An 8,350-nucleotide genomic window follows, 5' to 3' on the forward strand; every position below is an offset into this window, starting at 1 on the left:
CTGTGTGTTCTGTTCTTCTGTGTTCTTCTGTGAGAAATAGAACGCACCCACTCTATGAGATGACACACAAACAACTCGCTGGGGAGGTTTTTCTCTCACAGAACTCACAGATTTAACAGAACCTTATAGCGCACTGTTTCGAACTCACAGAAGGCCTTCGGCATACAGAACTCACAGAACGTTACAGCTAAAGGTGGGTGTTGGGTGATGAGTGGTAGGTGTTGATGATTAGCTAACGTTGGCTGTAAGGTTCTGTGAAATCGGTTGACTTAATGTCTCTGTGAACCTTTGTGAGATCTGTTCTTCTGTGTTTTTCTGTGAGAAATAGAACGCACCCTCTGTGAGAAATAATGCTGATTGTATCTTTAGAAATTGTATGGATATTTCGCTAATCACCCCCTTCTCTTTTCGAGGAAACGCAGTTCATGGTTGGAGAAGACGCCCTTCAAGGGTCGAGAACATGCCCTTCAAGGGGCAAGAAGACGCCCTTCTTGATGCTTGAAGAGGCCTTTCATTAACGCTGTTTATAACCTTTTGATTTTGTGTGGGTTATAGACTTGCTTCTTGTCGGTGTGGCGGTGGTTTGTAGGTGGACTTTTATAAGGATGGTGTAAGGAAATTTCCAAACCGCTAAAGACTGCTAATTTGTCGAAAGACTACGAATTACACGAATGGCACGAAGGGTGGATGGGACGAAAGAATATAGTCTTAAAAATAGAAGACTACGAATTACACGAATGGCACGAATGCTGGATGGGACGAAAGCACATAGTCTTGAAAATAGACGACTACGAATTACTCGAATGGCACGAATGCTGGATGGGACGAAAGCACATAGTCTTGAAAATAGAAGACTACGAATTACACGAATGGAGCGAATGTGAGCTACGAGGATACTTGTGTGGGGGTATCTCGGTGATTACGCCCCTCCCTGCGGGGGAGGGGACGGGGAGGGGCCAGCAGTCGTTGGTTGGTTGAGGGCTTACCATTTAGTGTGTTATATAGTTTTTATACGCTGTCTTGGCACTACTTAGCCTCCTTTTCATTATATATATACAATGGTAAAGGCTGCAGCAAGATAGGGTGGACCTAAGATGCTGCAGCCTTATTATCCTTTTCGTGTGTTGTTCTTTTACCTTGTTGACTATTTACTCATGTTGTTATCACTTTATTGGGTTGCCTTTTTCATCCTTTCTTGATAGCGAAGCAACCTTGACTTCAAAGTCGGCAGTGGTGTTGTTGTCGTCAACAAACTTCTTTCCATCCCACTTTCTCACCAATGCTAAGCCAGAAGAGATAGGGTAGTCGCTTTGTTTCAGACCAGAGAATGAGTTGTCGGTAACGGCATTGTAGCCTCTGTCTAACTTGCTTGGACGCATCTGGAACATACGACGAGGACAGATGGTAATGCAGTCGATGACGCACTCGAAGGGTACTTCGATGGCATAGAAATCGCCGTGAGCACTACTGGTGACGGTGATATAATGCAGATAACCTTTGCTATCCTTTGTTTCGGCATAGTTCTTCTTGAATTCCTCTGGTGTCCAAGGGAGTTTTATCAAGGCTATACCGTTGCTTTCAGACACACGAGAGAAGTCATAAGAAGGTCCGATATTACCGCTGACGTCGGTAGATGTGAGGATAGCACACATATCAGGTACGTTCGGATTGTTCTTCTGTCCGGGGTCATAGTTGATGTTTGTCCATTCAAAGTCGGCTTTGCTCAAATCCAAAAAGGCATTCAGACCGCCATACATACTTAGGTCTTCGCCCTCTAACTCGGCTTCGAAGCTAGCTTTATGGTCGATGGCATACTTTGCAATAATGATGGTCTGGCCCGGTTTGACAGGGTAGTCGTTGCCCTTGCCAGGGAAGTAAGAGATACCAGAAGCACCATAGTAGCGATTGACGAAATCGTCTTTTGGTGCGAACTGAATGGCTTTGCTTGGGTCGATAGCATTGACACACAAGGCCAGTCCATCAAGGTATTTCACCTCATCGGTAGGGTTGAAGATGGTAATATACTGGTCGTCATTGTACATCTGGTTCATATTCTTCATTCCCCACGCACGTACATCACGATACCAATAGTGGCCTACATAGAACACTTCCTTTATGATTAAGTGGTCTAACTTAGTCTTAGATGTTGATTGCTTGACGGGCATCTCGTTACGTGTACAGCTACTCATCGCTACAAGTGTTAGGGCGAAGAGTAGGCACGCAGCTATCTTCTTTTGTTTCATTTGTTTTCTTCTTTATATGTTTATATAATTATGAGCAGTGGGAGGGACGGTTGTCACGAAGGGAAAAGATTGTGAGTTACAGACGTCGTGTTACTTCCTTATCGTCGAGACCACCCACTCCCGCTGTCCATGTTACAGGAACCAGTTGCCGAAACCAGAGCCACCACCAATGCCGTGGGTCTGTACATTCTGCGAAGCCTCCAATGCATCTAATGGTGACAGGCCTATCTCATGTCCTAAATAGAAGTAGAGAGGGTCGTTGGGGTCGATGGTTGTTGGGTCAGTATCAAAGCTACTGCAGAAGACTTTGATAGGAATATTAAAGCGGAAGAGCTCCTTCCATTCGGAGTCAGCGCCATACTCCTTCGGTTCATCGGGATTGTAAGCCTCTGAACAGATGTAGGGACTACGGAAGACGTAGGTGGAGTGGCGGCTAAGATACTCGTCCTTCGGTATCAGGGCCTTCTTTCCTTTCGGACACTTCATCACCCTAACCGACAGATAAAACTTGGGTAAGAGATAAGACGGACGTGTGTAATGACCAGTCTCACCCGTAGCTGGGTCCAAACGGCGTGTTATCTCTAATGGCCACTCCTCATGGAGAGCATCGTTCTCATCGGCTTCAATGTCGAAATTAAAGTGCCCCTTCAGTCCTACACGGTCCTGGTCGTAGGGAGCAACAGCCCAATCAGCATCCTCACGGGTCAACGGAGGCAGTAGACGTTGGTTGAATAACTCACGCGCACCATCAGCCATTGCGTTATGGATCCACGTGTCTCGGTAGGTATATTCAAATATCTTCGGGGTGCGTTCGGCCCTTTCTTTCCACGTAGTCGTGTTTGCGAAGAATGGTGAAGGTACTGGTGTCGTGTCTATCGTACCGCCTTTCTTCCAGTCACCAAACTTGTTCTTCTTCGGTTTCCACGTACCACGGCAGTCCATCACCTCGTAAGGATTACCCTTATCGTCGACCTCGCTCACCGTAAAGAATATCTGATACTCATCAGAGTGGTCGAGGATATCATCGTTCATCAGCTTTCCCTCCTTATTAAAGAAGTAGAGGCAGAGTCCCCAACGCTTTAGTTTTCCACCGATGATGCGGATGTAGTCAGGGCCAGTCTTGCCATCGCTCTGTTCAAGATACGTCACTGTGCTCTGGCGTTGCACCTCAACAGTAGGCCACTTAGCCGTGTTGTTGCGAATGATAACGAACTCCTCCTGCTTCCAAGGGGCGTTATGGTAAACGAAATTACCGTGCATCATACCGTCACCGTGGGAGTGTCCCTCCTTAAACATAGCCAGACACGTGGCCCAACCATTGAAGGCTCCGTCTGGGTCAGGGTTGTTTACCTGTTCAGAGACCTTTATCTTCGACAGACTATCTACATATCTGTCAGCGCCACTACGTGCTAATCCCTTACTCTCTAAGGGGTTCTCGTTATAATCAACATGTACATTGCCAAAGACAAAGTCGTCGCATGAGGCGAAGACAACGGCAAGGCATGATAATAAAAGGATATTCTTAACTATCTTATTCATGTTCCCAATTCGTTATTACATCAATACTACGTTCTGTCTGTACTGTGTGAAGAAGTCTTGTGGACGTGTTAGCATACGCCAGAGCTGTGCCTTGTCGGCAGCTGGATAGAATCGCTTAACATCCTGAAAACACTTATCTTCACCGTCCTTGGTATTGGCTATCACACGAACAGACAGTGGATAGTCGATATCGAAGCTGTCCCAACCGGGTTGTAACTGGTTGAAGTCCCATAGGAAACTATGCTCGCTATTGTTCGTATTGCAGTACTTTGCGGGCTTTTCCGACTCTCCTACGTGCTGCTGTCCTTTGTTGAGAATGTGACAGATGCGCACCTGCAGTTGGAAAGCGATGTCTGACTTGTGGAACTGCATGACGCCCTTAAAGCCCAAGCGGTCTAAGTCTGAGCCGACGTCTAAGCTACGTTTCTGATGTAGCAGACCCACGGTATGACCATAGCGTTGGCGTGGTGCCTCGGTATCTGGGTCGGTGAAGTCATCGTTATAAGCCTCTGTAAAGAGTTTTCCGAGTTCCTCCTCCACTGGATCAGTGTCTCGATACTCGTAGGTAAAGACCTCAGGTGTAATCTTATTCAGTTCCATTGGATCAATAGTCTTGTAGAGATGATAAGTCTTCCCACCAAAGGTAAAAGGCTGCAAAGCCTCTGGCTTACCCGATACCTCAATCGCTTTCCAAGCCAGTTCACTGTTAAACGGTACCTGGTTAAGGCCGAACGTGTAGCCGTCAGGCACATAGATGTTAGAAGTAGAGAACTTTGTAGCTGCTTCCATAGCTCCCCCTTGCTCCTTGAAGGTGTATCGGTCATAATAAGTAGGTATTGAAGCCAATGAGCGAGGATAGGCCATTTGCAGTCCATGTACCTCCTTCTCGTGTCCAGAAGAGGTACTATCAGCCACCAACTTGTCTAAGGAAGCGTTGCCAATACCGAAGAAGTGTTGGTGAACAAGGAGTGTTGCGTTGTCTTCATCAGGCACGTTATAACCGTCCTTATCCTTCATGAAGGGATAACCAGAGAACTGATGATTGATGAGCATACCGTTCTGATCATAGTACTTCAGCTCCAATCCATAGTAAATATCATCTGAAGCAATCACGTCAAAACAGTCGCGTTCGGTCGTGATGGTCATCTGTCCGTCATCATCCTTGGCTATATCAATCTCTTGCATGACTGGTATAGAGGTCGAACTACTGACGAGGTGATAGGTGTTATAGGCTTGGATAGAGTCGTTTCCGTCTGGTCCTACACCAATCATCCCGCCCTTATAGCCCATTCTCAAGATGGCATGAACGGCATAAATCTGCTCATGTCCCTTCACATCTCGCTCTATAGAGGAAGGAGGGGCTTGTATTATCTTCTTGAAGAAATCGTCAACTTGGTCGTTAGAGCAACTCCCGAAGAGAAGTCCCACTGCTGCTGTGGCAAGTATGAGGCGTATGTCTTTATATAGTTTCATATTCTTTTTCAGCTAATTAGAACTTAAACAATGTGCGTAAAGAGAAGTTTGCACCACGCTCATGGGCGTAGTATCTGAAGCGGTCGGTGTACTCCTTATAGAGTGCATTGAGTATGTTATCACCGACAATCATGAACTTCAACTCTTTATTCTGCGGCAGTCCGATACGCAGCTCAGCTGTCCCGTTCAGTAGGAAATAGGCTGGTGGCGAGTCAGGAACGAGGTCTTTATCAGGGTCAAAGCGGGTCTGCTTGGTCACATAGATACCTGAGAGCGACAGCGACGAACGATACTTCTGAGGCTTCTTCAGCGGCAGCTCGTAGGTAGCAGAGAGTCCGTAACGGTCTGAAGGCATGAAAGGTAGCCAGTCATTGTGGGTTAGGTTGCGTGCAAACATCCATTCTCCCTTACCGACAAAGGTAAGTCCACGTACAGGCTTCACGGTTGCCTCGATGTCACCACCATAGAGTTTCACATCGTCTTGGTCGTAGATAAACTTCGGATACTTACCACTTGGGTGGTTATGGAAGCGGTCCTTGCCTTCTCCGATATGGTCGTAGATATAGCTGTTGATGCGTTGGAAGAAGAAGCTGGGCTCTACCGAGAACCAAGTATTCCTATATTTCGTACCTAACACGAGCTTATAACCACGCTCGCTGGCAAGGTTCTTATTGCCTACTACCCAATAGGAACCGTCTTGAAGACCAATGGCATAGAGCTCATTAATATCTGGTGGGCGCCATGACCAACCGATATTCGCACGTGCATCCCACTTGTCACTGAACTGATAGTGGGTAGCCAGGCTCATTGTGAAGTTACTATAGAGTTTGAAGTCATCGTAGTAGGTGTAGTTGCTAAGGCTGCTATAGCCATTAACCGACAGTACACGGAAGTCGTAACGCATACCGAGAGCACACTGCAACCTGCCGAACTCGGCCTTATGAAGGAAATATCCGCCCATCGAAAGGGCTGCAAAGTTAGGGACGAAAGCCGGCTGCTTCGTACCAGGATAGTTGAAGTTCGTTTGGTAAGTATTTGAGAGACCAGCGTCGGTGGTCATCTTCCATAGTTTCCATTTAGCTTGCCAAAGTACGTCAAACTTATAGGTTTTCAGTATCAAGTCCTGCATTGGGATCCAACTCCACTGTGTCTTCTTTCGGTTCTCGAACTCTTGACGGAGGTTCTCTTGGAACGACAGCGTGAGATTGAGGTGATGATTAGGGTTAAGCTCCCACTTTAGTTCACCCTTCAACGTCACGTGTTGCGACTGTTGGAACGGTGGTTTGATATCGTAAGAGAAGGGTTTAACAGTCTCTGGGTCAGGTCGTCCGTACTCAAAGCGCTTTATCAACTGTGATAAGTCGGATATCTTACTGGCGTAATAGATGCCGCTTCGCTGATAGTAGATACTTGAGAAGAGCGTTGCCGTCAGTTTTCTTCCTTGCCAACCAGCTAAGGCTGAGAAGCTGATAGTGTTATATCCCGTGTTATTCAACACGTAGTCGGCGGTATGATAGTCGCCTCCTTTGGTGTACATACCGTGTAGGCGCAGGCCAAACTGCTTGTAACCAGTCTCAACAGTACCTGATCCACTGAAGCCACGAGCATTGGTGTCGTAGCCTACATTGACGTTTCCATTGACCTTAATCTTCTTGTTTTCGTAGGGTAGGGGCGCATCGTTTAGGAGTACCACACCACCCATCGCACCGAAGCCATAGCGAATACACTCGGCTCCCTTCACTACTTCTACCATACTCGACCCTGTATAGTCGAGTTCTGGTGCGTGGTCGGCACCCCAACTCTGGCTCTCTAATCGTACACCATTGTTCATCAAGAGGATACGACTACTGTGCATACCTTGAATAACAGGCTTTGCTATCGTGTTTCCCGTACTAATAGAACTGACGCCAGGGATGGTCTCAAGGAGTTTTGCCAATGACGTTGCACCACCTTTCTCTAAGGCTTCTTGACTGATGGCAGACGACTGCTGCAACACTGTCGTGTGCCGTTTCAGGGCTGTAACAGTGACATTATCCAACTGCTTGGAGTCGTCCTTTAACTGTAAGGTTATCATGCGACTGTCAGGAACATTAACGACACGGGTCACAGACTTATACCCTACGTAGGTTACCGTCAGTTTTATGCGGTCGGCAGCACGCTTGAGTTTAATCGTACACTTACCATCGATGTCTGTCACCGAGGGGTTTGAAACACCTTCGCAACGTACGACAGCACCGATGAGCGGCTCCTGCGACTGTTCAGAAACAACCCGAACGGTTACAGATGTTTTGACATCTTTGTCCTCATCCTCAACTGTTTCCTGCCCATGCACAGACGTGGCATGGACGTAGGTGGGTGGGAATAAGAACAAAGAACTTAAGAGAGTGGCGGACAGATAGTATCTGACACGCCTTTCATAGTTCACTTTTAATTTGTTCATATATACTCAGATTACAAATAGGTTTTTAATGAGTAGACACTAATCTCTCCCTACTTTCGCAGCAAGAGAACCGAGTCCATATAGTTTACTCAGGCTTAAGACTAAGTCACAGGTGTCTGCAAATGAAGTCAGCCTTGTATCTTCTTTTTTTACGATAAGCGTCTGCAAAGGTATAGAAAATATATATATCGTCCAATACTTACTTTTAATGAATTTGCAAAATCATCATTTTTAGGTAGTTGAAGGGGTAGTTGAGACCTCTCCCCCGGCCCCTCTCCGAGTGGAGAGGGGAGTGATCACCGAACACACAGCACTCAAAGCAAGTAGTGGCCCCTCCCCATTTCCCCAGCTGGCCCCTCCCCCTTCCCCTCCCCCAAAGGGAGGGGCGTGATCACCGAGATACCCCTATAAGAAGGGTGCACGCTTCATATTATCCTCTTATTGGCAGTCTTGTAGGGGTAACCTCACATATTACGCCCCTCCCTACGGGGGAGGGGTTGGGGAGGGGCCACCTCCTCATGGGCTCGAAACTGTGCGCCAAAAGCTCCGTGAACTCTGTGCGCTCTGTGAGAGAAAAACCTATCCACACACACCTACAATGTTCTTTTTCTCACAGAATAACACAGAATAACAGAACACACAGCACTCAAAGCAA

General features: G+C 47.0%; 5 protein-coding genes. 1 reads left to right on the forward strand and 4 read right to left on the reverse strand.

What is annotated here, in order from left to right; translation table 11 throughout:
• Positions 1-645: 645 nt before the first annotated feature.
• Positions 646-978: a hypothetical protein gene (locus HMPREF0666_RS00895; protein ID WP_232214036.1), complete on the forward strand. Its 333-nt coding sequence runs from the start codon at positions 646-648 to the stop codon at positions 976-978.
• Positions 979-1,163: 185 nt separating this feature from the next.
• Here the strand turns inward: HMPREF0666_RS00895 and HMPREF0666_RS00900 are convergent, their stop codons facing one another.
• The 4 genes from HMPREF0666_RS00900 to HMPREF0666_RS00915 all read right to left on the reverse strand — a co-directional run bounded on the left by HMPREF0666_RS00900 (position 1,164) and on the right by HMPREF0666_RS00915 (position 7,695).
• Positions 1,164-2,243: a DUF4876 domain-containing protein gene (locus HMPREF0666_RS00900; RefSeq protein WP_009010395.1), complete on the reverse strand. Its 1,080-nt coding sequence runs from the start codon at positions 2,241-2,243 to the stop codon at positions 1,164-1,166.
• A gap of 132 nt (positions 2,244-2,375) precedes the next feature.
• The gene (locus tag HMPREF0666_RS00905) at positions 2,376-3,782 is read right to left on the reverse strand and encodes a hypothetical protein (RefSeq protein WP_009010396.1); all 1,407 of its coding nucleotides are present in this window, start codon (positions 3,780-3,782) and stop codon (positions 2,376-2,378) included.
• Positions 3,783-3,797: 15 nt separating this feature from the next.
• On the reverse strand, positions 3,798-5,255 hold the full coding sequence (locus HMPREF0666_RS00910; protein ID WP_009010397.1) for a hypothetical protein: 1,458 nt from the start codon (positions 5,253-5,255) through the stop codon (positions 3,798-3,800).
• 16 nt (positions 5,256-5,271) lie between these two features.
• Positions 5,272-7,695 (reverse strand): TonB-dependent receptor, encoded by a 2,424-nt coding sequence (locus HMPREF0666_RS00915; protein ID WP_009010398.1) that lies wholly within the window; start codon positions 7,693-7,695, stop codon positions 5,272-5,274.
• Between the last annotated feature and the right edge of the window lie 655 nt (positions 7,696-8,350).

The sequence above is a fragment of the Prevotella sp. C561 genome (genome assembly GCF_000224595.1).
Taxonomy (GTDB): Bacteria; Bacteroidota; Bacteroidia; order Bacteroidales; family Bacteroidaceae; genus Prevotella; species Prevotella jejuni.